This window comes from Treponema phagedenis (assembly GCF_008153345.1).
In the GTDB taxonomy this organism is placed as follows: Bacteria; Spirochaetota; Spirochaetia; order Treponematales; family Treponemataceae; genus Treponema; species Treponema phagedenis.
Window position 1 is genome coordinate 528,557 of the sequence record NZ_CP042818.1, and the last position, 24,304, is coordinate 552,860.

The 24,304-nt window shown below is 41.0% G+C and carries 14 protein-coding genes, 1 tRNA gene and 2 pseudogenes; 7 read left to right on the plus strand and 10 right to left on the minus strand.

Annotated elements, in window-relative coordinates; all coding sequences use genetic code 11:
• Window positions 1-361: 361 nt before the first annotated feature.
• From FUT79_RS02355 to FUT79_RS02365, 3 genes are read right to left on the minus strand one after another with little or no spacing between them, the layout of a single operon-like run.
• Entirely contained in the window at window positions 362-1,633 is a 1,272-nt protein-coding gene (locus FUT79_RS02355; protein ID WP_244951121.1) for an alpha-L-fucosidase, read from the minus strand.
• Between the two features lie 17 nt (window positions 1,634-1,650).
• Complete coding sequence (locus FUT79_RS02360; RefSeq protein ID WP_148879574.1) at window positions 1,651-2,706, minus strand: glycoside hydrolase family 18 protein; 1,056 nt, start codon at window positions 2,704-2,706, stop codon at window positions 1,651-1,653.
• Between the two features lie 8 nt (window positions 2,707-2,714).
• Window positions 2,715-5,609, minus strand: coding sequence for a hypothetical protein (locus FUT79_RS02365; RefSeq protein ID WP_024752051.1), 2,895 nt, complete (start codon window positions 5,607-5,609; stop codon window positions 2,715-2,717).
• A 153-nt stretch (window positions 5,610-5,762) separates the two neighbouring features.
• On the opposite strand from FUT79_RS02365, the gene FUT79_RS02370 reads away from it, so the two are divergent.
• Window positions 5,763-6,779: a poly(ethylene terephthalate) hydrolase family protein gene (locus tag FUT79_RS02370; RefSeq protein WP_039943387.1), complete on the plus strand. Its 1,017-nt coding sequence runs from the start codon at window positions 5,763-5,765 to the stop codon at window positions 6,777-6,779.
• A gap of 321 nt (window positions 6,780-7,100) precedes the next feature.
• Here FUT79_RS02370 and FUT79_RS02375 read toward each other — a convergent pair.
• From FUT79_RS02375 to FUT79_RS02405, 7 genes and pseudogenes are all read right to left on the minus strand, one after another.
• Window positions 7,101-7,172: transfer RNA gene (locus FUT79_RS02375), tRNA-Glu, on the minus strand.
• A 198-nt stretch (window positions 7,173-7,370) separates the two neighbouring features.
• Window positions 7,371-10,163, minus strand: coding sequence for a hypothetical protein (locus FUT79_RS02380; protein WP_148889224.1), 2,793 nt, complete (start codon window positions 10,161-10,163; stop codon window positions 7,371-7,373).
• A gap of 295 nt (window positions 10,164-10,458) precedes the next feature.
• Window positions 10,459-10,824: a NusG domain II-containing protein gene (locus FUT79_RS02385; RefSeq protein WP_024752054.1), complete on the minus strand. Its 366-nt coding sequence runs from the start codon at window positions 10,822-10,824 to the stop codon at window positions 10,459-10,461.
• Complete coding sequence (locus FUT79_RS02390) at window positions 10,821-11,717, minus strand: patatin-like phospholipase family protein (protein ID WP_044634750.1); 897 nt, start codon at window positions 11,715-11,717, stop codon at window positions 10,821-10,823. Before FUT79_RS02390 ends, FUT79_RS02385 begins: the two co-directional genes overlap by 4 nt.
• Window positions 11,718-11,735: 18 nt before the next feature.
• Window positions 11,736-12,695, minus strand: a complete 960-nt coding sequence (locus FUT79_RS02395; protein WP_002697068.1) for a cation diffusion facilitator family transporter — start codon at window positions 12,693-12,695, stop codon at window positions 11,736-11,738.
• The gene (ltaE, locus tag FUT79_RS02400; protein WP_024752057.1) at window positions 12,688-13,722 is read right to left on the minus strand and encodes a low-specificity L-threonine aldolase; all 1,035 of its coding nucleotides are present in this window, start codon (window positions 13,720-13,722) and stop codon (window positions 12,688-12,690) included. The genes FUT79_RS02395 and ltaE overlap by 8 nt, the downstream gene beginning before the upstream one ends.
• A gap of 624 nt (window positions 13,723-14,346) precedes the next feature.
• A pseudogene (locus FUT79_RS02405) lies at window positions 14,347-14,568 on the minus strand (peptide-methionine (R)-S-oxide reductase); the annotation flags it as partial.
• A 2-nt stretch (window positions 14,569-14,570) separates the two neighbouring features.
• Between FUT79_RS02405 and FUT79_RS02410 the strand changes: the two are divergent.
• From FUT79_RS02410 to mnmA, 6 genes and pseudogenes are all read left to right on the plus strand, one after another.
• Window positions 14,571-15,191: pseudogene (locus tag FUT79_RS02410) on the plus strand (methyl-accepting chemotaxis protein); the annotation flags it as partial.
• Window positions 15,192-15,532: 341 nt separating this feature from the next.
• Complete coding sequence (locus FUT79_RS02415) at window positions 15,533-16,798, plus strand: Glu/Leu/Phe/Val family dehydrogenase (protein ID WP_002697051.1); 1,266 nt, start codon at window positions 15,533-15,535, stop codon at window positions 16,796-16,798.
• Between the two features lie 737 nt (window positions 16,799-17,535).
• Window positions 17,536-18,330 carry an undecaprenyl-diphosphate phosphatase gene (locus FUT79_RS02420; RefSeq protein ID WP_024752060.1) on the plus strand — a complete coding sequence of 265 codons (795 nt, stop codon included), beginning with the start codon at window positions 17,536-17,538 and terminating at the stop codon, window positions 18,328-18,330.
• 283 nt (window positions 18,331-18,613) lie between these two features.
• Window positions 18,614-21,715, plus strand: a complete 3,102-nt coding sequence (locus FUT79_RS02425) for a DNA translocase FtsK (RefSeq protein WP_148879956.1) — start codon at window positions 18,614-18,616, stop codon at window positions 21,713-21,715.
• Window positions 21,716-21,990: 275 nt separating this feature from the next.
• Complete coding sequence (locus tag FUT79_RS02430; RefSeq protein ID WP_148889225.1) at window positions 21,991-23,181, plus strand: class I SAM-dependent methyltransferase; 1,191 nt, start codon at window positions 21,991-21,993, stop codon at window positions 23,179-23,181.
• Window positions 23,178-24,257 (plus strand): tRNA 2-thiouridine(34) synthase MnmA, encoded by a 1,080-nt coding sequence (mnmA, locus tag FUT79_RS02435; RefSeq protein WP_024752063.1) that lies wholly within the window; start codon window positions 23,178-23,180, stop codon window positions 24,255-24,257. Before FUT79_RS02430 ends, mnmA begins: the two co-directional genes overlap by 4 nt.
• The last annotated feature ends 47 nt before the right edge of the window (window positions 24,258-24,304 follow it).

Consider the following 24,304-nt stretch of genomic DNA (forward strand, 5'->3'; position numbering starts at 1 on the left):
ACACCTACTACAGCGTTTTTTTTGATAACTCGATTATTTTTCTTAATGCATTTTATACAAATCGTAAAAAAATTTATAAAAAAGAGTCCGACACAACGGTTTAGTTTTTGACGTCCATGTCAAAAACTAAACCGTCTGCTTGGAACCACGGGCGTCCGTGCCCGTTCTGAGTTTTGCCATCCGTGGTAAAATGAAACCTATGAGTTTTAAAGCTTTACGAATAGTCTTACTTTAAAACATCGCTGCTGCGTGGAACCACGGGCGCGTCCGTGCCGACTGTGGTTTTACTCTTCCTATGCGGTTATTTTTTCATGCATAAGCCCTGATTAAAACCTGCTTGCAATATACAGAAGAACGCCGTTTATAATTCCTCGCCAAGCGGCGTTTCAAACTCAATTTCAAGGACGGCGTTTTGCGGCACGGGTTTTCCGCCTGAGCCGATGGTAAACCAAATAAGTCCCGGCACTTCTCCGGTCGGGGAACCGCCGATGCGCTCAAAATGCACCGGGGTGTCTTCAGAAAGAAGCCGAGCGGTGCATACTTTGTTTGGAATATTCTTAAGGAAAAGGAGCTTCGACGCATTAAAGCAAAAGAGGTAAAGTTTTTTTCTGTTTTTGGAAACGGTGGATTGACCGTGAAAGTATTGGTACCCGATGCCGGCGCCGGTGCCAAAGATCGCTTCTTTATTTTTGCGTATCCATGCGCCGAGCCCGCGCAGCCTGTCCTGCTGCTCTTGAGGAATGGTGCCGTCTTCCATCGGGCCGATGTCTAAAAGCAGATTGCCGCCGAGGCTGATACATTCGACAAACATTTGGATAATCTGCTCAAGCGATTTGTAATGCGTATCGCCGGCTTGGTACCCCCACGAATCATTCATCGTGGTGCAAAGCTCCCATGGCTCGGTAAGTTTTTGCGCCGGAAAAGCCTGCTCCGGCGTTTTATAGTCACCGAAGCCGTGCATTCTTCCGTTTATCACCGTGTGCGGACAAATCGAATGGATAAGGCTGCGAACTTCCCGCATACGCCATTGCTCACCGCTTTTTTCCCATTCGCCGTCAAACCAGAGAAGGTCTGGCTGAAAACGCTCAAGCAGCTCAGTTAACTGCGCCCGATGAAAGCGCAAAAAACGCTGCCATGCTTCGGGGCTTTCTTCGCCCATCGGATGCGTAAATTTATTCCGCACAAATGCTGTAGGGTTTTCTTGCACACGCTGTCGTTCATCTTCTCTCAATATTGAAGCATAATCGGGATGCGACCAATCAAGGTGCGAAAAATAGAGTCCCGCTTTGATGTTTTGGTTGCGTATTGCCTGAACCCAGGGCGCAATCAAATCTCTTCCAGCGGGGGAGGCTTTTACCGCATTCCAATCTGAAACCTCTGTGTCCCAGAGTGCGAATCCGTCATGGTGCTTGGTGGTGATAACCGCATAGCGGGATTCGGACTCTTTAATAAGCTTTGCCCAGTCTTCGGGGTTGTAGCGGCTTGCGGTGAAATGTTCCGCCTGCTGCATATATTCGTCATAGGGAATACGCCCGTGGTAAAACGACCATGATTCCGCGACTCCTTTTACCGCATAAATGCCCCAGTGAATAAAAATACCGAGTTTTGCTTCCTTAAACCATTCCTGCATCATAGCGCATTCTCCTTTTGTCAAGTTGAGTGTGCAAGAAGTGCTTCGGACAAAGCGGTGATAAGAGTTCCCGAGTCATCGCAGCTGAATTCCCAGAACATAAACCCGCCGAGTTTTTCTTCAATTACATATCTCATTTTTGCCTTAAGCGAGCGTTCATTGTCATAGCTGATAAAAGTTTCGCCGTTAAATAAGTAGGCAGCTTCGGCGCTTTCGTCCCAGTACTGTTTGTATGCGGGGTCTTTTAGCTGATTTTTGAGCATAATGCCAAAGTCTTCAAAGGCGGCAACGCCCTGCCCCGAATCTTGGAAGAGTCCGGTACCTTCGTTCCGTGTTTTATGCCAGAGCCTGCCGTAAAAGGAGCCGCCTAAAATAATTTTTTCCCTCGGAATGCCGGCGACAAGAAGCAGCTTGGTTTCTTTTTCCAAAGAGATTTGTTCCGGATCGTATGAGGGGCTTTTTAAACAGGTGTGATGGCGTGTTTTTGGGGAACTGGTACAAAGGTCGTAAGTCATCACATTGACAAAATCCATCACCGGCAAAAGTTTTTGCATTTCAATATCGTTCAAAAGCTTTTCGCCCGCGCCAAGCGCCATGGTCAGCAATGGTTTTTTGCCGTTTGCTAACTGTAAGCGGTCCAGCATTTCCCGCAGCTCGGTCATAAGGGCAGTGTAATTTTCGCGGTCTTCTTTTCGCGCCTTAATACCGGCGGCATCACTTCCCGGATATTCCCAGTCAATATCCAAGCCTTCAAACGGAGAATCCTTTAACGATTCGTATGCGCTTCGCACAAAAAGCGCCCTGCTTTCTTTAGTCAGCGCCGCATCCGAAAAGCCTTCCGCCGTCCAGCCGCCGATAGAAAGCTGTATGCGGATATCGGGACGCAACTCTTTTATGCGCCACAGTTTATCGAGCATGGTAAAATGCGCCGTACTGACTGCACCGTTTACGATTCTTCCGAATGCATAACAAAGATTGGTAATCGGATACGCACAAATCTGCTCAGGCGTCCAACCTCTTCCCGAATCCACATACGCCAATAATTTACACGGTAATTTTCTTGTGTCAAATTGCATAAAACCTCCTAAAATGATAAATCAAAAACAAAATCGATAGTTCCGAACTTTTTCTTTTCTCTTAACGGGTGCGAATACTGTAAACCGACATCTACGCCATTTATTGTCAACATGATGTTCCCTTTTGCAATATCTTTATATGAAAAAGCCTTTTTATTGCCGATTGCAAAATTCAAAACGCCTGCATACCCGATATTAAGTTTTATGCGATTATAAAAGATAGGAAGCCAGCTGCTGCCCTTTTGAATATCATAACTGAAAACAGTAAGTTCCGCATCAAATCCCAAACCGGTGTACATATCAGTGTTCGGGTCAAGTTTTTGTAACGTGTAAGCCGTAAGGGATGGCAAATACGCACCCTGTCCGACAGGGTAAGGAAAGTCTGCGAAAATATAGCTATCGGTTCCTGGTGTGTAACCTGCGTTATAACCGAAGTATCCGCTTACACTGAAAGAGAGCGGCACAACCGGCAGTCTGAATTTTCCTTTCGCCTGCACAAGGGCGGAGTTTTTATTTGAGTTAAAATTATATGCGTGCAAACCTGAAACCGCTACCTCGGCACCGCAAATATTTTTAGAAAAAAACGGTTGTGTGGAAAGATTTGTTGACTGCAAAAAGCTGTATGCGAATTCCACTTTGCTTGTTAAAATCGGGTTTTTATGCGGAGCATGGTAGTATTGTAAATACGCAGTATACTCCGGGTCAAGGTCTGCATACCAATCCGCGGATACATTAAAATTGAGCCCTAACGATTGCCGGAAATCTTTTGTCGGAAAAGATATTTGCGTATTGGCGCCGAGTCCCGTTTTTCGATATAAAAAATTATGACTGTCGATTGTGTCATAGCCTGAAAATCCGAATGATGCTTGTTTGGTATGAAAAAGAGAGGCAAATTGAACGGCGGTAAAAAATGGTTTAAAATAAAAAACCGCCCTTGATCGCAATTCAATTGTTTCTGCGGGATCAAGAGAAATGGTAGCAAGCCCCAAACCGTATTTTCCGAAATCTTTTAAACGGTCGCTTCCCGGAATCGTGACCGCAGGAAGTACTTTTGCACGCCAAAGCCATGCAATCGGATGATAGCGTTTCGGGGTAAAGTCAATCTCGTTTTGCGCTTTGGTTTCAGTTTCGCTCAATTCCGTATTTGTCGGAACCTTGTCTTTTTGTTCTTCAAGCGGCTTTTCCGATGGAACGCTTCCGCCTGGTTGTTCTTCAACTTTTGATTTCGCCGCATACGCGGGCATTTTCACTTCTTTTTTCCCTGTGAAGGCAACAAGACCGGCAGGTTTTTTTTCCAACTTTTCGGAAGAAAGCCGGTAAAAACGCATGTAATTTCCGTGAATTCCGGTATAGGCAATATCCGTTTTTCCGCCTTGCGGATTTTGTTTATTTGCCGTGTATACAACGGGAAAAAACACTCCGCCCGAAATGTCGGAATTGCTCAAACGCAGCGTTTTGGTTTGCATATCGTACATACCGAAACGGTAGAGCATGTTCATCTCTGCCCAAGAAAAAGTGAGTACATAGCCGTTTGCAGTTTTGTTTGATTGCAAATACCGTATCGCATAGGGAGTTTGCTCTTGCGGCAGCTGAGAAATTTCTCCCGTTTTAAGAGAGACAAATAAAAGACTGCGTCTTACTCCGTTTGCGGCAATAAAAGCAATTAAATCATCGCCGGCATAGGCGGGGTTATAAATGGCGGCAAATTCTTTTTCGGGGCCTGCCTCAAAAAGAACCTTTTCATCTTTTGGAAAATTCCTGTCTCTTAAAACCAATGCCGAGTTTTGGTTTTCAATTTTTACAAGACAAACTTGCCTTTCTGTTTTCCCGAAAGCAGCCTCCGAATGCGAAAGGTATTCATCGGACTCAAATTTTTTTAATACAGTGTCATAAATGCGCACCCGCTTTCTGTCCTTTGTCCACCCGCTAATACTGTCGGAAACAAGCAGATATCTGCCGTCGCTTGAAAAACTAAGATGTTCCAGACTCCTGTCGTGAGAAAAGAGACGTGTACGCGATTCGTCTTTGCCATAAAAATATACCACCTGCTTATTACTGTCATAATACGCAAAACCTTTTTCGGAGCTTGCGGGTGCCGCATAAATGCCGTTTGTCTTTTTTGAATCCAGTTGCTGCGGAGTATCTATCGTCTTTGGCACGGGAATCGTGTCGATAAAATCATCCCATGCGGCTTCAATGCTTCTATTAAAAATGGATTTGAATTTTGAGTTTGGGAAAATCTTCCATGATTTATGCCAGAGTTCTGCGTATTTTTCCGCACCGTATATTTTTTGTAAATATGCGGAAAAAGCACCGCCGTATAAATAGGGCAGCAAACCGCCCGGATACACATCGGGAGCACTTGCCGCCTCGCGCCAAGAAGGCGAGGTATTATCGATTTTTCCTTGAATGAGATAATGCATGACAAGCGGGTCATTCAGTCTGCCTTGCTTGCCGTCCAAGCTTTCAAACGAAACCGCAACACCCTCAACAAAAGAAAGCGGCATCATCATAGGCGTAAAAAAATCAAGTGAAATTCGGTGAGTTAGCTCATGGTAAAAAACTTTTAAGAGCGTTTGCTCAATATTGCCCAGCACGCCGTCGTCTGCCCGCACGTCGAAAAGCACAATGCGGTTATAAGGAAGCGGTGTATAATAGCCATTTAAGCCTTCGGTAGTTGCACGCAGAAAAACAGGCGTACGAGCTTTTATTGCTGTATTCAACCGTGCGCTGATTTCTTCGGCGTATGAATCCGCATGCTTTGCAAGCAGCAAAGCGGACTGCTCTGAAGTTTTTCCGTAAATAATATCAAAGTATTTTGTCTTTATAACCTGATAAGAATTTGCAAATACTGCAAAACCGAAAAGTCCAAACCACACAGTAAAAAACAGTTTCTTTTTCATATCTTATTTATAAAAGAAAGAGGGTAAAAAAACAAGGGCGCCATATATCGGAAATATTTGCGTAAGCAGCAGAGATAAATATTACATCAGCTTTATCTCTCAGCTCTTTTTATTTATATTTATAATAGTAAGATATGTAACTTCGGAGCAAATATGAGAAAATACAAAGTAATTTATTACATAAACATGGTAGTATTGATATTTTTTCTTAATAGTTTTCTGGTAGCCGACGGACAATATGCTTTATCATCGTATAATGACTATCTGCCGTTTTCTAAAAAGCGGGTATATAAAGAATTAGTAAAAGATAATACGGTTGATAAAACCTTAACCGACAATAATTTATTATGGTATCCGATGGCAATTTATTGTCCGCAGCAGCAAGGTGAATATCCGCTCATTTTGCTTACACACGGCTGGAACGACACGCAAAAAACACATCAGGCCCTTGCCCGATTTTTGGCAAGCTATGGTTTTGTCACTGTGGTGTTCACATCGGCAAATCAAAGACACCCTGAAAACTGGATAGCCGCTTTTGATACTGTTTTAAAAATTCTTCATAAAGAAGCAGAAAATCCTGATAGAAAATTCTATAAAAAAATTAATTTTTCAAATATGGGGATTATCGGGCATTCAATGGGAGGTACCGCTGCACTGCATTACGGAAATTTGCATCCCGAATTCATAAAAACAGTGATAGCCTTGCATCCGTTTAACGGAGCTTCAAAAATAATAGACACTATAAGCGGAGGAAATAAATTCTTAGGCGATTCGCTTCCCAATATGCAATCGGCTGTTTTAATAATAACGGGAACAAAAGATGTGGTTGCGTATCCAGAAAAAACTTATTTATTTTACAAAAATTTACCAAAAGATATTCCCGCATGCTTTCTTTCTTTCAAAGATTATAAACACAACCATCCGATCGAAAAAAAATCATTGAACGTTTTTACGGCGGATTTAAGCGGCAGGTATGAACCTGAAAAATATCAACAGTACCGCCGCGTCATTTGCTACTGGGAATTGCTGTTCTTAAAACAGCAAGAAGAAAACAGAATGTATTTTACGGAATTCGGCAAAGGATTCAAAGAAATAAAACCCCTGCTTGAAGGAAAAACCGGCGATGCTTCTTACGTTCCCGCTTTTGAAGAACAAAATATAAGCAAATAAAAACCAGTGTAAGATTCTTTTGGCACTTCAATTAAATTTTTAACTTACCTCATACAAATCCTAAACAATTTTATAAAAAAAGAGTCTCGGTTTAGTTTTTGCCGTCTGTGTCAAAAACTAAACCTGCGAGTTTTAAAGCTTTACGAATAGTCTTGCTTTAAAACGTCGTTTGGAATTGAGCAACGGTGAGTAAACTTACCATAGGAATGTTGAATTCGATAAGCCATTAGTATTGATAAACTCTCTAACATCAACGTACGTTAGAGAGCGCTGCATTAGTTTTACAGGGTTACTGATGAAAGGGGATTGTCTTTTATTTTACATCTCCTAGGGGAATTGAACCCCTGTTGTCGGGATGAAAACCCGATGTCCTAACCACTAGACGAAGGAGACAAACATTCGATGCCCTTTGGTTAAGAGAGCAACAATAGAGCTATCTTATACACTATTTAAGAAAGATTGTCAATATCTGTTTTATATCTTTTTTTGCACCTTAGCAGTTTTTATTACCGGCAAAAAGAAAAACGGCAGGCAGTTTTTTAAACCGCCCGCCGCCCGTTAACAAAAATCTAAAAACTTACCGTTTTTGTTTTATTCAAAACTAAGCGTATATGCTACCTCAACAGACCCAACAGCTTTATTTTCAGGATTATTTACTGTGTAGGTTATCCTAAAATCTTTTGTTTCGTCACGTTTAAGAGTAAACCCCTTATCGTACTCTACTGTAACCTTATCAATGTTGAAAGTTTTATCTTCGCATTTCCATTCATCATTGTCTTTGTTGTAGGTAAAACGAATAGTGCTTTCTCCGGCATTGGAGAGATTTTGTGTTCTTTTAAACGCTCCGAATGCCCCTTGATCATATTTTACAAGTTCAGTGTCAAGCTCAAAATAAGTACTGCTGGGCATTGAATCATATGTTTTTTTTGCAGTATTAACGCTCCCTTCCTGAATAGCTCCTGTAGAAAGGCGAAGAGCGTTTGTAGCTTGTTCTAGGCCTGAAAGTCGCTGTCCGTTTCTTATTGCAAAAAGAGAAGTATATGCACCTTTATTTTCTTCAGTATCAAAAATTCTTCCTTTCAAATTATAGATGAAAAAACCATACGATACCTCTGAAGAGCCAAAGACGGTGTAGAGCCCTCCTAAAGTATTATTTTTTACATGCTTTGAGTCTATTGTAAGGTTGCGGCTGTCGGGAATTTTTTCAAATTCCACACTCACCGTTTTTATATCTTCTTTTGAGTTAATAACCAATTGCGCCGTATTATTTTTAGGTCCGCCAAAAGGCTCTACTCCCTCCCATTCTTTTATTCTGTATCCGCGTTCGGGGCGTGCAAAAAAGATAATTGTATCTCCAAGTCCGATTTTTGCCGGACTAGTAAGTCCTTCGGAGCCTCTTGTTGCACTGAGCGTTCCGCCTGTGCTACATGCGAATGTAAGTTCAAATGCTTCTTTAAATTTCACTGTTGCTGTTTCACTGACTTCGGAGGAGCTTTTCGAATCTTTTGTATTTGTAACAATACAATAAAAAGACTTTTCGCCCGCCTCTTTCGGAGGAACTTTATAGCTTGACTCGGTTGCTCCCTCAATCGGTTTATTTCCTATAGCTTCATACCATTGATACGAAAGAGTTCCTCCGTCGGAAACCTCCACTTTTATTTCCAAGGTTACGGTTCCTGAGTTGGGGTCGGAAGAAACAAAATCAACTGTTTGGGTTCGCTTAGGCTGCTGTGAAATATACGGAGGTTCTACTGATTTATTAGCTTCTCCGGTCGGTGTAACGGAAAGTCTTACGGAATGTGAAGTTGTATTTGCCGTTTTTCCGTTATCGGAGTTTGTATTCGTAATAATACAATAAATCCATTCATCCGCATCTTGAGATATATCCGGACGGTATTCCGCCGAAGCGGCTCCTGAAATTTCCGAAATCCCTGAAGCAGTTCTTCTGTACCACTGATAAGAAAAAGATTCACCTTCCGGGGCAGGCTGCAGGGTTACGCTAAATGCGGATGCATTCGGCGATCCCGTTTTTGCAAAAATAGGCTCCGGTTGTTTAAGGATTATCGGTTTTGCAACAGTATATGCTGGGTTAACGTCCTTTTTTGTATCATATTTTTTATATGTAATCTCATTTTTGTATGGCGAAAAGCCGGGCTTAGAGGTTGAAAATTCAGCCTTTTTCTTGTATTTAGACTCTTGCGGGAACGCATATGAATCGTTTTTAATTGCAGTACTATACCATCTATAGATAGAGATTGTACCGTCATCCTTTACGTATCCTACCGGATCGGACAGATAAAAAGGATTGGACGCTTGCTTATGAATACCGCTACTCGGAGCCGCATAATCAGTCCATTCACGAGGAACATTGTTTCCTACTACAGTATCAAATTTTGATGGCTCGCTGTACGCAAATAAAAATTTTGAGTATGTGTCTACACAAAACATAGAGTTATCAAGCTGGGGGCCTGCAGTATGAGCCGTAAAGCGATAAAAATAAAAACGCTCTTCTTTTTTTGCTTCTTCCGTATTTAGATTAGGATCAAAGCTCCCCCCCCAACGATCTTTGCGCGTTTTGTAACGGAAATATTCAAGATTTGATATTTTAGTAAAGCTGCTGCCCGCATCAGGACCGGAATACAGGTTAGGATCTTTTCCTTCTGTATTCGGTATAAACTTATAAGACGGCACCTTATCGGACATGTCGTCTATTATTAAAAGCCAGTTGTCAAATTTGGAAGCAGAGAACCCTCCGGAATTTTCTGTATAATAATCAAAGGGGCTGATATTTTCGGTAGTAACCTTTGTTGATATAATAAATTTTTTATTTCCATTTTCATCGACAGGATTATCAATATTAACAGGGTCGTTTGGATCATCGGGAGTGTTAGGGGCGCCCGGGTCTGAAGGATTTATGTTTGAACCGCCATTTCCATGGCGAAATACTTTTATAGTCTTAGAGACCACGCCAAACTCTTGTTTTGCATCATAAATTTCTATAACAACAGGCGTTACTTCATCGGCTTTTAAAGGCACTAAGTCTCCCTTTATACTTATTCGACATTCCACCTTTTCCATTTTTTCGAGGGATGAAACAACGGTAACCGATATGTTTTCATTCGCTATTTCAGTGCAGCCATATGGAACTTCAACGTAATAGTCATCCATTTTAGCAAACTTTTCTAATTGTTGAATACCGGTATTTCCATTGTTTTTTTCCGGTTCAATAGAGTTTTTTGCTACAGTGATTCCAACAACATACATTGATGCCGCCTCATTTGTTCCCGAACGCTTATACCATGAGCTTCCCAATACAGGAGAGCAAGCGCTGAAAATAAGGAAAACAAAATACCCTAAAAAAAATAATTGCAAGTTTTTTTTCATTTTTTCCTCTGTGTTTTAAACGTAAAGTAATTTGTATAAAGTAATTTGTATAATTAAGATATTATACAAAATTTTACAAAGTGCCGGTTTTGCCTCAATATCTAATATTGCCGTATGGGCAAAGCCGACCTCTAAAATCAATATACAATATTTGAGATACTCACAAAAACTATAAGTTTTGCAATAGCCTTATTCTATCATAATCATAAAAAAAAGGCAATAGCTCAACATTTTTGAATTTAGCAGAAAAGATATGTAAATTTTTTGTGAAGAGTTTTTTTCTATATTGCTGTTATTAATTTGCCTTGGAATAGGTTCCTTCTATACGTAAAAACACTTGATTGGGCATACAGGCATTCCAATCTCCGTGTTTTTGTAGAGGGGGGCGCGCAACACATGTTTTATTTGTACAGGGTGAAGATAATACAGATGCGGCACCGTTTTTTATTTCTATCTCGGTATTTCCTAAAATTCCGGGAATAGCGATTTTTCGATTTTCTGCAAGCGAATATATCCACTTCCCGTTTGGAGATTCAATGAGTAGCTCGGGGGCTTTTTCTTTATTCCCGTAAATAAAAAAGCCTACCCAAAATACTACAGTAAGGACAAGAGCAAGTAACACAACATCAAATATTTTTATAGAAGAAAAGAATTTTTTCATAGTAAAAACCTCTCCTTTGTTTTTTTTTCTAATTTTCTTCTGTAAAAGTTACCCAATAAACCGGAATTAAAAAAATTGTTAAGCATTTTTTCGTTTTGCATAACCGCAGAATACCCTATGTTAACAAGATTACGTGTATTTGAGAAGTCAATTGATTTTGTTTTTGTATCAATATCAAGAACCGCAGTAGGATAATCTTCCGGAAGAAGTTCATAATGATGAGTCGCACAATCAAGACATCTCATTATTATATCAAAACCGTTCATAAAACTTTTTAACTCTTGATGCTGGAAAGTTCCGAGCGTTATTGCAAGTATATTGGAAAACCCTTCTTTCCGAGCAATCCACACAGGCGTATTGTTCAAAATGCAGCCATCAACAAAATACGTATTTTCGCTCTTAAACGGAGAAAATACTCCGGGGTATGCCGAAGAAGCTCTCATTGCGGCTGCAATGCTTCCTTCTGAAAAAACCTTTTCTTTTCCGGTACAGATATCTACCGCATTACAATAAAAAGGAATATAGCAGTCACTGAAGGATTTGTTTTTTGAAAGCTTTTTTAAAAGCCGAAAAATCCGTTCACCCGTATCCGCTCCAAGTTTTGTAATTAAATTTGTTAAGCCCGATCCGAGCTGTAATATTTTGCTGATATTCGGAAGGGCATTAAATTGCTTTGCTCCCACATAATCGGAAACATTAAAATCTGAAACAAAAAAATATTCCATCTCTGACGGAGAAACCCCTAACGAATACAAGCCTCCGATAATAGCACCCATTGAGCAACCGACAATACAAGAAGGCTTTGGAAAATTCAGTTCTTCCAAAGCTGTAAGCAGTCCTATATGCGCAATGCCTCTTGCGCCGCCGCCGGATAAAACTAACGCCCAATCCATAATCACTCCGTCCGTATACTATTCAATATCGCTTATAGTTAATCCATAGGATTCTTGCGTTCTATCGGAATTGAGCGGTTCTATATGCACCATAATATCATAAACATTTATGATTCTTTTTTTTATTGCCAAGGTTATTTCTTCCGCAATACTATGTGCCTGATTAACCGACATATTGCCGTCAACCTCAATATCAAGATCAATGTCCCAAAAATTTGCCATTTTTCTAATTCGCGCACGATGAGGATTTTTTGCTCCTTGCACCGTTTGCACTGCTTCAAAAAGTTTTTTATATAACTGCTTATTTGTATTGCCGTCCATCAGCTCAACATTTAATTCAAAAAAAAGCTGTATCGCTGTTTTCATTATCCAGCAAGCAACAAACAAAGCGATAATAAGATCCATGTAAGGAGCTTTAAAAATAAAAGATAAAAGGAAGCCGAGTAAAACGGAAACCGAAATAACAACATCGCTCACCATATTTTTTGCATTTGCCAAAATCATTGTACTGTCAGCCTTTTTTCCTAAAAGATATTGATTGAGTGCAAGTAAAAGCTTACCGACTATGGAAATAATAGTTACAATAAGAGCCCATGTGTTTGGAAGTGTAATAGTCTGTCCGGCGTATATGGCAAAAAGCTTTTTGCCGGCTTCAATAAAAAGCTGAAAACCGGCTGTAAAAATAACAAAGGTAAGCACAAGAGATGCCATTGTTTCAGCCCGCTGATGTCCCCATGGATGTTCCGTATCAGAGGGACGAGTTATAATAAAACTAATTATTAAGGTCATAACCGCAACGATAACATCGGTTGCGGAATCTAAACCATCCCCAAGAAGACCTAAACTTGAAACAAGAATACCTGCCGTTATTTTTATCACACATAAAAATAAATTACCGCAAAGCGCAATATATGAAGCAAGACGGACTATTTTTGTTCGCTGCTCGGCGGTATTTATTTTATCTGCTTTATCAGGCATAAAATTCTCTCATCGCGTTTACGATTTTTTCCACCTCTTCCATTCCGATATGATAATGCGTTGCAAATCTGAACCAGCCCTGAGGACTACAGGAATTGATTAAAATTCCTTTTGTTTCCATAAAATCAACCAATGCATCGGGGTTTAAGGTACAATCTTCTTTATGCTTGAAAAAAACAAAATTTATATCCAACCTATCCACAGCAATTTCTAATTGAGGAATTTCTTTTAACGCTTGAGCAAGGGCAGTCGCATGTTTATGATCTTCTGAAAGTCTGCCCCTCATATCACGTAAAGCGATTAACCCTGCGGCAGCAAGAATGCCTGCCTGTCGCAGCCCTCCTCCCATGATTTTTCGCTTTTTTCGAGCCTCTGCAATAAATTCTTTTGAGCCTGCAAGCATAGCACCTACCGGAGCGCAAAGCCCTTTTGAAAGACAAAGCATTACCGAATCCGCATAGCGGGTAATTTCATTTGCCTCAACACCAAGACTTACCGCTGCATTAAAAAGCCGCGCACCGTCCAAGTGAATCGGAAGCTTATATCGATCTGCACAACGCCGAATATCCTGCAACTCTTCAATAGAAAAAACATTTCCGTTTGAATGTGCGGTTTCAACACAAATTAAACTTGTTTTAGGATGCAAGATATTATCACGCACGCGGATTCTTTTTTCTATTTCTTTTCCGCTCAGCATTTTCCCCTGCATATCAATAGTTCGCAGTTGTACCCCGGCAATAATGGCCGGTGCCCCTACTTCATTTTGAACAATATGACATTCCTCATCAAGTATTACCTCACTGCCGCGCGGACAATGAGTAAATAATGCAAGCTGATTTCCGAATGTTCCCGAAGGTACAAAGAGCGCTGCCTCTTTTCCTACAAGATCCGCAGCAAAGGTTTCAAGCTTAATAACGGTAGGGTCGTCTCCGTAGACATCATCCCCCACTTCCGCCTCCGCCATTGCCGTTCGCATTTCCTGCGTTGGCTGAGTAACAGTGTCACTACGTAAATCAATGTATTTCATAAAAAAAGTGTAAACTATTCCTTGCTTCTTTTCAAGTAGAAAGGAAGCAGGCAGCATTTCCCCTTTTCTCCGTCCGAAACAGAATTTTACCTGTTTTTACTTAAAAAAGAGTCCAACACAGCGCAAGGGCGAAGTTTTGAAAATTTACTTTAACTTCGCCCTATGGTAAATTACTCACCGTTGTCAAACTCAGAACAAATTCAAACGATGTTTTAAAGCAAGACTATTTACAAAGCTTTTAAAACTCGCAGGTTTAGTTTTTGCCACGGACGGCAAAATCAGAACCGCCACGGATGGCGGTGGCTCTAAACAGAATTGAGTTTGAAAACTACCACAGCTATATAAACAGGAGTTTTCAAACTCATAGGTTTCATTTTGCCACGGATGGCAAAACTTAGAACCGCCACGGACGGCGGTGGTTCCAAACAGAAACGATGTTTTAAAGCAAGGCAGTTTATAAAGCTTTAAAACTCGTAGGTTTCATTTTGCCACGGATGGCAAAATGAAACCGTTGTGTCGAGCTCTTTTGTATAAAATTTTTTACAATTTAAATAAAATGTATTTAAAAAACGGATTGAGGTATCAAAGACGCTGTAAGATCGTTTGGGTATTGTAATAGTAAGCTTATTTTACATACGGCAGATAATCATTGTAGCCTTTCTCTGCCATTTCCTCATAAGGAATAAAAAGCAGAGAAGCGCCGTTGATGCAATATCTGAGTCCGCCTTTATCTATCGGCCCATCATCAAATACATGGCCAAGGTGTGAATTACCTGTTTTGCTAAGAACTTCCGTGCGTGTCATGCCAAGACTTTTATCTTGTAAATATTCCAGTGCGTTTGTTGTGAATAGAACAAGAATCCGGAATTCTTTTAGAAGCGTCAAATGTTATTCAGCATATCGCGAGTCAAACAAACCTGCTTGCAATGAATGCGGCAATTGAAGCGGCGCACGCAGGCGATACGGGCAAAGGATTTGCCGTTGTCGCCGATGAAATCAGAAAGCTGGCTGAGGAATCAAGTGTACAGGGAAAAAGTATAACAACGACACTGAAAACATTAGGAGGCGAGATAAGTACCCTTTCAACGTCTGCGCAAGCAGTGGCGGAAAATTTCAATATCATCTTTGATTTGTCAGGGCAAGTAAAAAGTATGAGTAACCGTCTCATGGAGGCAATGCAGGAACAGGCGCATGGAAGTTCGGAAGTTCTGACCGCAATTAAAGATATTAATGAAATCACTTCTCAAGTTAAAGCCGGCTCTACGGAAATGCTTATCGGGAGCGAAGCGGTTGCAAAGGAAATGCAAAAACTGGATAACCTCACGCGAATTATCACCGACAGCATGAATGAGATGGCTTCCGGTGCAATGCAAATAAATACGGCGGTACAGACAGTGAATGAGATAACACAAAAAAACAAAGAGAGTATTGAGAGTCTTTCCGCAGAAGTTGATAAATTTAAAGTATAAATAAAAATTTATTTTTCTTTATGCTCTTTGCTTGTCTCATGGATTTTACATTATTGGTCGTTTTTACGGCGAATAATGTAAATAAAAAACTAACCGCAATGCTGCTTATGCGCTTTATTGATAGTCAAATAGTATAACGGTTTGAAAACCATTCAAATACGGATTGCATAGTATTTTTACAATATAAAATTATCAAAAAAATACATAAAACGCGATTTTATACTTGACGGTTCCAATTTTCGGTTTTACAATTAGATAAGTAAGGTAATATTTTATTTTCGGTAACCTTTACCAGAATTTTTACCTTAATTATTAACCATCATGTTATAAGGAGAACTTTTATGTCCAAAGAAACACTTAACCCATTAGCAAACGCTCAGGCGCAAGTAAAAAAGGCCTGTGATGCCTTAGGCGCAGACCCTGCAGTGTATGAATTACTAAAAGAACCGCAGAGAATGATTGAAATCTCTATTCCGGTAAAAATGGATGACGGTTCCGTTAAAACATTTAAGGGCTATCGCTCTGCCCATAACGATGCGGTCGGGCCTTATAAGGGTGGTATTCGGTTCCATCCGAATGTAAATTCCGATGAAGTAAAAGCCCTTTCTATTTGGATGAGCATCAAATGCCAGGTAACCGGCATTCCCTACGGCGGAGGAAAAGGCGGAATCACCGTTGATCCTTCGGAATTATCTCAAAGAGAATTAGAGCAGCTTTCACGAGGCTGGGTACGCGGAATGTACAAGTACTTAGGCGAAAAAGTTGATGTTCCGGCTCCCGATGTCAACACAAACGGGCAAATAATGGCATGGATGCAGGATGAATACAATAAACTAACCGGCGAGCAAACCATCGGCGTATTTACCGGAAAGCCGGTAACTTACGGCGGTTCACAGGGACGCACCGAAGCAACCGGTTTTGGAGTTGCGGTAACCATGCGCGAAGCATGCAAGGTTTTAGGTATGGATTTGAAGAAATCCACCGTGGCCGTACAGGGCTTTGGAAACGTCGGTAAATTTACCGTAAAAAACATCATGAAATTGGGCGGAAAAGTTGTGTCCGTTGCCGAATTCGACAAAAAAGAAGGCACCTATGCAATATATAAGGAAGGCGGCTTTACATTTGAAGAATTGGAAGAGTCAAAAACAAAACACGGCGGCTTACTCAATGTACCCGGCGCAAAACGATTATCACTGGATGAATTCTGGGCTTTGGATGTAGATATCATTGCTCCCTGTGCACTTGAAAATGCAATTAAAGAGCATGAAGCAAACCTGATTAAAGCAAAACTCATCTGTGAAGGTGCGAATGGCCCCATTACTTTGGAAGCGGATGACATTCTCTACAAAAAAGGCATCGTTGTTACTCCTGATATTTTAACCAATGCGGGCGGCGTTACCGTTTCTTACTTTGAATGGGTTCAGAACCTCTACGGTTATTACTGGACAGAAAAAGAAGTGGAAGAAAAAGAAGAGCGCGCCATGGTTGATGCTTTCAAACCGATTTGGGAATTAAAAAAGGAAAAGAATGTTTCTTTCAGGCAAGCCACTTACATGAAATCAATCAAAAGAATCGCCGAAGCCATGAAAGTCAGAGGTTGGTACTAATCCAAACGTTTGATTTCTGAAAAACTTCAAAATTAAAGAAACCTTATTCTTATAACCGGACTCAAACCATTGAGTCCGGTTATTGCATAAAGTGGTTTAAAGCAGCTCGTGCAAAACCTCTGTGATCGATATTACCGGCTTAAAGCACTAGTATAACGTTTTGTAATTAACTTCCTGTTATAAAAATCGGGATATCAACAATAAGGGGCTGCGGATTTAAGCATTCCTATGGTAAACTACCCACCGTTGCGCCGTGTCGGACTCTTTTTTATAAAATTTTATGATCTGAATCTCAAACTCAGAACGGGCACGGATGGCAAAACCGGATTTAAGCATCACTATGGCAAATTACTCATCGTTGCTAAATTCCAAACGAAGTTTTAAAGCAAGACTATTTGCAAAGCTTTAAAACTCGTGGTTTAGCTTTTGACATGGACGTCAAAAACTAAACCAGGGCTCTTTTTCATAAAATTTTTTACGGTTTGTATAAAATATATCAAACATGGATAGAGCTACCAAAAAAACGCTACACTGGAAGCGTTTCCGGCAAGTTTTTGTTTGACAAAGGTATGCAAAACAATGATGTACGCCCTCTGAAATTTAGTTTAAAGCCTTTTAATTATCATAAAAATCAGATACACTGGGGCTCAAAGTTTTTGGCTGAGGTTTTGTGTGGTATATGGCTTAGCGGGATACTTTTTGTATGGAAAATAAATAGTATTTGGGTGGGTATATTGATGAGTTTTTTTGAAGCAATACTTTTGGGCGCATTACAGGGTTTAGCTGAATTTTTACCGATTTCGAGTTCGGGGCATTTGCAAATTGCGGAGCATCTGCTTCATTTAAAGGAAGTTCCGCTTTTGTTTGATATTCTGCTACATTTGGCAACTCTTGCGGCAGTTTGCCTAGTATTTTATAAAACAATCGCAAGACTTTTCGCCGTTTTAGGCAGGTTTATTATCCGAAAATCAAAGCTGGAAGATAAAGAAGATTTACAAATGATTGCCGCCTTGCTTATTGCAACGGTGGTAACCGGTGTTTTCGGGCTTTTATTAAAAGATTGGGTGAAAACACTCAATATTAAAGTTATTCCCGTTTGCTTTATTATCACAGGAGCAGTGCTTTTTTTATCTGAAAAAATACAGATTAAGAAAAACTTAGCGGTACCGTCATTGTTTGGCGCCTTTATTATCGGATTAGCACAAGGAATTGGCGTAACACCCGGTATTTCCCGCTCGGGAAGTACAATTTCCGCAGCGCTTTTTACCGGGCTTTCACGGGAACGCGCAGGAGAATTTTCTTTTTTACTTTCTATCCCCGCAATCCTTGCGGCATTTATCCTCGAGCTGAAATCTGCCGATACTTTATCTGTTGCCGTACCGCCTGTTTCTCTTATCGGAGGTATGCTGACCGCCTTTGTTGTCGGATTTTTCTCCCTCAAGTTTTTATTAAAACTGATTAACGGCGGAAAACTCGGGTTTTTTGCGTATTATCTGATTCCTGCAGGGATTTTACTTCTAATATTTTTATAAAACAAAGAGGTGAAACCTTTTCGCTATTTTTTGTTTTATGAAGCTCAAAAGATGGCGAAAATCAAACGGCGAATATTTTAACAGGAGATTAAGCTTACTAATGCAATTTGAATCAAAGATGAGAATTCTGTCCATTGTTATCGGTGTACTATTATTTGTAGCGGCGATAGCTCTTTCACTCTCTATTTTTACACCTCTTTTAACCGCAGGTGCAACCCACAACTTTTTTCGCATCGGTACTTTTTTATTTTCATCTTATCATGTCTCTACTTTTTTGATGCCGGTGCTCCTTTTATACGCATCAATTATTTTGCTCATACCGGGCTGGAATACGCAAACTGCGGGGATTCTTTTGGGAAGTCCTGTCTTTTTTTTAACCGCTGCAAGCGGAGAGCGACTGCTCTATTTTGTTCGCCCGCTTGTTACGATAACGGTGGTAAAAGACCTGGTAACCGCCTCAATTATTATTTGTATTATTCTTTTTATTTGTGTTGAAATGCTTTTAGCCATCTTTTTTGCCGAAAAAATTGCGCGTCGGATAAAAAAGGCTGCTGAGCACGATATTGTTGCCGAGACTTTTGAAGCTCCGATTCCCGACACCGATTTTGTAGAATCTAAAAAAAATCTCGATAATGAAATTTCTCATGAAGAGAAAAAGTCTCGAGCTTCTTTTTTGGAAGAGAGCGACCAAAGCGCAACAAAAGAAAATACGGATACTGTAATTCTTGATTCACCGATAGATGCTGACACCACTGCGGATAAAAGCGAACTGCGGAATACGGTGAGCATAAATACTACGCAGGAAGAAACACAAGAAAATATTTTAAATACGTTTGAAAAAGCAATCGACAGTTTTGAGCTACAAAGATTTGATTCGTCCGATCGAAGTGCGGTAATTGATACGACTGGGACAGCGGCAGGTAATGTAATCGGTGAATTTGAAACCGTTGACATTGCCGACATAACCGATTCTGCCGAAGACTTTGGCAGCTCCGATAGCATTGACGAAGAGCATTCCGATACGGATTTTTCCATATCAGAAAATGTCGAAATAAATGAGCGTGAAGAATCTTCTGAAGATGCGCCGATTGTCATCAGCCTTATAAAAGAAAATGCAATTGAAAATGCGCAGCGCATCACTGTTGCCGAAGAGGCGGCAATGCAGGAAAACCCGATTACGGAAAAAACCTTAAAAGGATTTACCGAAGATGTTCAAACTAAAGAAAGCGCTAAACCTGCCGCTGTACCAAGTTTTGACCCTTCCGATGAAAACAATCTTTTCTCTGATTTACATGAATTGAATGCGGAGCTTGATAAAATCGTAGTGGAAAAACAAAGTGCGCAAAAGCTTGAATCTTCCGAAAAAGGAATGCTTCAAAAAGATGAGGCTGATTTTGATTATACACCGTTGCCCGAACCCGCACGGCAAAACACTGAAGAAAAAATTGATGAAGAAAACAATGTCCGATCGACAGAGGAAAGAACAGCGCTTGAATCTGCAGAAGCGCACTCTGCAGCAGCTTTTGAAAATCCCGCAATGTCCGACCGGAAGGCGGAAGTTACCGAAAGCAAATACATCGAAACAGATATTGCAGCTGATTCAGATGAGTCGGAAAGCGGCACGGAACCTCTTACCGATTTTGAAGATACCGGTACAAGCGCGCCGGAAAATTCCGAGCAAGCAGTAAGGGAGGAGGCAGCAGCAGCAGAAGAAGAAGAAGAAGAAGAAGAAGAAGAAGCGGCAGAAGAAGAAAAAACCTCCTCAGGAGAACCGCAAAAAAAAGGCTTGTACCAAAAGCTTATAGAAAAAGAAAAGCGCAGTGCTGAAGAAAAAAAACTTGCAGCGCAGGATGTTGCGCTCCTTCATACGGATATGGAAACCGCCTCTGAAATTGAAGAAGCGCTTGCAAAAAACGAATCTTCTCAAGATAGAGGAAAAGCGCTTGAAGAAGAAAAACAAAAACTGCTGCCGAAAAAGAAATATGCGATCCCTTTTGATTTACTAAATAATTACCCTGACGGAGAATACTGGGTTGTCGATGAGGGAACAAAGCGTTCCGCCATTATCCTGAAAGAAACTTTTAACGAATTTAAAATACAGGTAAAAATTACCGGCATTAAAAAGGGTCCGGTTGTTACTATGTTTGAACTGCTGCCTCCTCCCGGTATTAAGCTTTCGAAAATAACCAATTTACAGGATAACATTGCGTTGCGTCTTGCCGCATCAAGTGTGCGTATTGTTGCGCCCATTCCGGGGAAACATGCGGTTGGCATCGAGGTGCCGAACAAAAAGCGCTCAATCGTAAGCTTCAGAGAACTTATTGAATCTGATCTTCCTGAAGCACAAAAAATGGCAATTCCGGTGGTACTCGGTAAAGACGTTACCGGCGACCCTCAGCTTCTTGACTTAGCGCAAACACCACATCTTCTTATTGCAGGCGCAACAGGTTCGGGCAAATCGGTTTGTGTTAATTCCATTATTCTTTCGATTTTGTATAACAGAAGACCGGACGAGGTAAAACTCATTTTAGTTGATCCAAAAATTGTTGAATTAAAACTATACAATGACATCGGGCATTTACTCACGCCGGTTATTACCGAACCTAAACGCGCTTTCCAAGCTCTTCAATACTGTCTTTGTGAAATGGAGCGCCGTTATGCTTTACTTGACAATATGGGATGCCGGGATATACGCAGCTATAACGCAAAAATAAAAGAAGAACATATTGCAACGGAGCGGTTACCCTATGTTGTGATTATTATCGATGAATTTGCGGATCTTATGGCAACTTCCGGAAAAGAACTTGAAGCAACTGTTGCCCGGCTTTGCGCGATGAGTCGTGCAGTCGGTATTCACGTAGTACTTGCAACACAACGGCCGTCTATTGATGTTATTACCGGCTTAATCAAAGCAAATATTCCGACACGAATTGCTTTCATGGTAGCATCTAAAACCGACAGCCGTATTATTCTTGATGAAATGGGTGCCGATAAACTTTTAGGAAAAGGCGACATGCTCTATGTAAGTCCAGTGAAACCTTTCCCGATGCGAATACAGGGAACCTTTGTCTCCGAAGAAGAGGTTGAGCGGGTTGTTTCCTGCGTAAAACAATTCGGCGAACCCGAGTACATTGATGATGAAATCTTTGTTGACGATGACGATGATGATTTTACCGAAACACTTTTCCCTGATGATGAGGATCCGCTTTACGACCAAGCTTTGGAAATTGTCCTCCTTGCAGGAAAAGCCTCAGCCTCCTATATTCAGCGTAAACTGAAAATAGGCTATAATCGTGCCGCCCGTCTTGTCGAAGAAATGGAACACCGCGGTATCGTCGGTCCCGCAAACGGCTCAAAACCTCGTGACGTCTTATACCACCCGTAACCGCAGCTGAAATCAATGGAAAAAAGTGAACGCATTCTTTTAAATGCAATGATAGACAGGGTAAGGACAACTTTTGCGCAAGAAAAATAATACATTCATAAACGCTGCGGTTTGACTTTTTCTCACATTCGGGTGTTCCCTGCTAAAATTATAGATTGTGTTTTGTTTCCGAACAAAAACATCCATCATAAATTTATTTCTAAAATCTGCTTGCCTTTTTTTTTCGTATTTTGTACCATCTGCGGGAAGTTTAGATGACGGGAATTATTTTTTAAATGAAAGAAACTTTATCGGCACAGGAAGCTGCGGATTTTTGCTTTGCGCAGGATTTTTATCTTATCGGGTTTTCAAAGTCTAAAAAAAATACCGACGTAATTAAAATGCGCATTCGGAGAGTCTTTGTGAAAAACGAAAAAGTTTTTCAGCTTGAGTCGTATACAAAAACACAGGTGTTTCATAAAACGCTTACGCAAGAAAGTTTACTTGCAGAGCTTGCCAATGCGTTTACACTTTTCGGAGCGGCAACCGTGGAGGCAAACGAGTTTCGGTTTTTCTTTTTTTCAAATAAGCGCGGTGCGATCCGGTATACAAAAAAAGCACGGAAGGAATCGGATGCGCTTCCGCTTACGCATGACAAAAAGCCAAATTATTTGCTGCCCGATTCCGAGCCTATTGCTTTTCTTATTGCGCAGGGAATAATGAGTACTGACGGGAAAGTCGTAAAAAAAATGTACCCAAAGTTTCGGCAGATAAATAAATTTTTAGAGTTTATACATAATGTGCTGCCGGCATTTGATGAAAATCAAAAAATTTCGATTCTTGATTTCGGTTGCGGAAAAGCATATTTAAGTTTTGCCCTGTATCATTATCTGCATGTTGAGTTACGGCGAGCGGTGCAACTTGTCGGTTTGGATTTAAAAGAGCCGGTAATCAAGAACGCAAACGCACTTGCAAAACGACTTGACTTCGCGGGACTGGAATTTTTTTGCGGAGACATTGCAAATTATAAAACCGAGTCTGCTCCCGATATGGTAATTTGCTTACATGCCTGTAATACCGCAACCGATTATGCACTTGCAAAGGCGGTTCAGTACGGGGCGAAAGTTATCATGGCGGTACCTTGCTGCCAGCATGAACTTTTTGCGCAAATAAAGCAAACCCCGTTACCAAAAGAAAATCCGGCGGCACCTCTTTTTGAACACGGCATTATTGCGGAACGTAGCGCCGCTCTTTTAACGGATACGATGCGGGCAACACTTTTGAAAGTCGCAGGTTATAAGGTACAGGTTATGGAATTTATCGATACGGAGCATACACCGAAAAATATTTTAATTCGTGCAATAAAAAAAGATTCTCGGAATGCGGAATATGAAAAAACCGTGCGGGAATCCTATTCCGCATTAAAAAAATTTTTCGGCGTTGAGCCCTTGTTAGAAACGCTTTTACGGGATGAGCAATTACTATGAAAATACTGGTAGGATTAAGCGGCGGTGTTGATTCCGCTGTTGCGGCAAAGTTATTATTGGAACAGGGACATGAGGTAAGCAGCGTTACAATGCAAATGATTTCTCCGGTGGGAGAAATCATCAAAAGTCAGGAACAGGATATTGCGGACGCCCGTGCGATTGCAAATACCTTAGGAATAGATTTTTTTACGCTTGACTTGCGCTCTGCGTTCCGCGAGGAAATTATGAATTATTTTGCGGAAACCTATAAGCAGGGTTTAACACCGAACCCTTGTTTTATTTGCAATAAAAAAATGAAGTTCGGAAGACTCCTTGATGTGGCATTGGAACGGGGCTTTGATGCAATCGCAACCGGTCATTACGCACAAATAATGCGGGATCTGAAAACCGGAAGATATTTATTGTTGCAAGGAAGCGATTCAAAAAAAGACCAAAGCTATTTTTTAGCACTTTTAAATCAGTTCCAGTTAGCGCATATTATGTTCCCACTCGGAAACTATACAAAGCCGGAGGTGCGGAAAATTGCGGAAAAGGCGGGACTGATTTCCGCACATCGACCGGACAGTCAGGATATTTGTTTTGTACCGAACGGAGACTATGCAAAAATAGTGGAAGCACTTTTGCCGGAAACTTTTACCGAGGGAAACTTTCTTGATACAAAGGGAAAGATTATCGGCAAGCATCGGGGGCTCCATCATTATACAATAGGACAGCGGCGCGGGCTTGCACTTGCATTCGGCGAGCCGGTATATGTTGTTTCCAAAGATGCAAAAACAAACACGGTTTGTGTGGGAAGTTCGGAAAACCTTTTTGCTTCCGCTCTTGTTGCGGAAAACGTAAATTTTATTGCGGTTGAAAAGCTTACCGAGCCGATTGTCTGCACGGTAAAAACCCGGTATCGACAAAACGAAATTCCCGCTCGCCTTATACCGATTACAGAGGATTCTCTGCGTGTTGAATTCCTTCAACCGGAGCGGGCGGTTGCCGCGGGACAAGCACTGGTTTGCTACAAAGACGGTGCAGTCTTCGCAGGCGGAATTATCACTGCGGTGGAACCATGGGCGAAGCCTCAGTAATTTCCTTTTGCTTCGCCTGCGAGTTTAAAAACTTCTATGTATAATGG

Bases quoted from the DNA above. Each gene is read 5' to 3' on its own strand.
- FUT79_RS02390 (WP_044634750.1), bottom strand. From the start codon at position 11,717: ATGGATTGGGCGTTAGTTTTATCCGGCGGCGGCGCAAGAGGCATTGCG.
- FUT79_RS02385 (WP_024752054.1), bottom strand. From the start codon at position 10,824: ATGAAAAAATTCTTTTCTTCTATAAAAATATTTGATGTTGTGTTACTT.
- FUT79_RS02355 (WP_244951121.1), bottom strand. From the start codon at position 1,633: ATGATGCAGGAATGGTTTAAGGAAGCAAAACTCGGTATTTTTATTCAC.
- FUT79_RS02365 (WP_024752051.1), bottom strand. From the start codon at position 5,609: ATGAAAAAGAAACTGTTTTTTACTGTGTGGTTTGGACTTTTCGGTTTT.
- FUT79_RS02430 (WP_148889225.1), top strand. From the start codon at position 21,991: ATGAAAGAAACTTTATCGGCACAGGAAGCTGCGGATTTTTGCTTTGCG.
- ltaE (WP_024752057.1), bottom strand. From the start codon at position 13,722: ATGAAATACATTGATTTACGTAGTGACACTGTTACTCAGCCAACGCAG.
- FUT79_RS02370 (WP_039943387.1), top strand. From the start codon at position 5,763: ATGAGAAAATACAAAGTAATTTATTACATAAACATGGTAGTATTGATA.
- FUT79_RS02360 (WP_148879574.1), bottom strand. From the start codon at position 2,706: ATGCAATTTGACACAAGAAAATTACCGTGTAAATTATTGGCGTATGTG.
- mnmA (WP_024752063.1), top strand. From the start codon at position 23,178: ATGAAAATACTGGTAGGATTAAGCGGCGGTGTTGATTCCGCTGTTGCG.
- FUT79_RS02395 (WP_002697068.1), bottom strand. From the start codon at position 12,695: ATGCCTGATAAAGCAGATAAAATAAATACCGCCGAGCAGCGAACAAAA.
- FUT79_RS02415 (WP_002697051.1), top strand. From the start codon at position 15,533: ATGTCCAAAGAAACACTTAACCCATTAGCAAACGCTCAGGCGCAAGTA.
- FUT79_RS02380 (WP_148889224.1), bottom strand. From the start codon at position 10,163: ATGAAAAAAAACTTGCAATTATTTTTTTTAGGGTATTTTGTTTTCCTT.
- FUT79_RS02420 (WP_024752060.1), top strand. From the start codon at position 17,536: ATGAGTTTTTTTGAAGCAATACTTTTGGGCGCATTACAGGGTTTAGCT.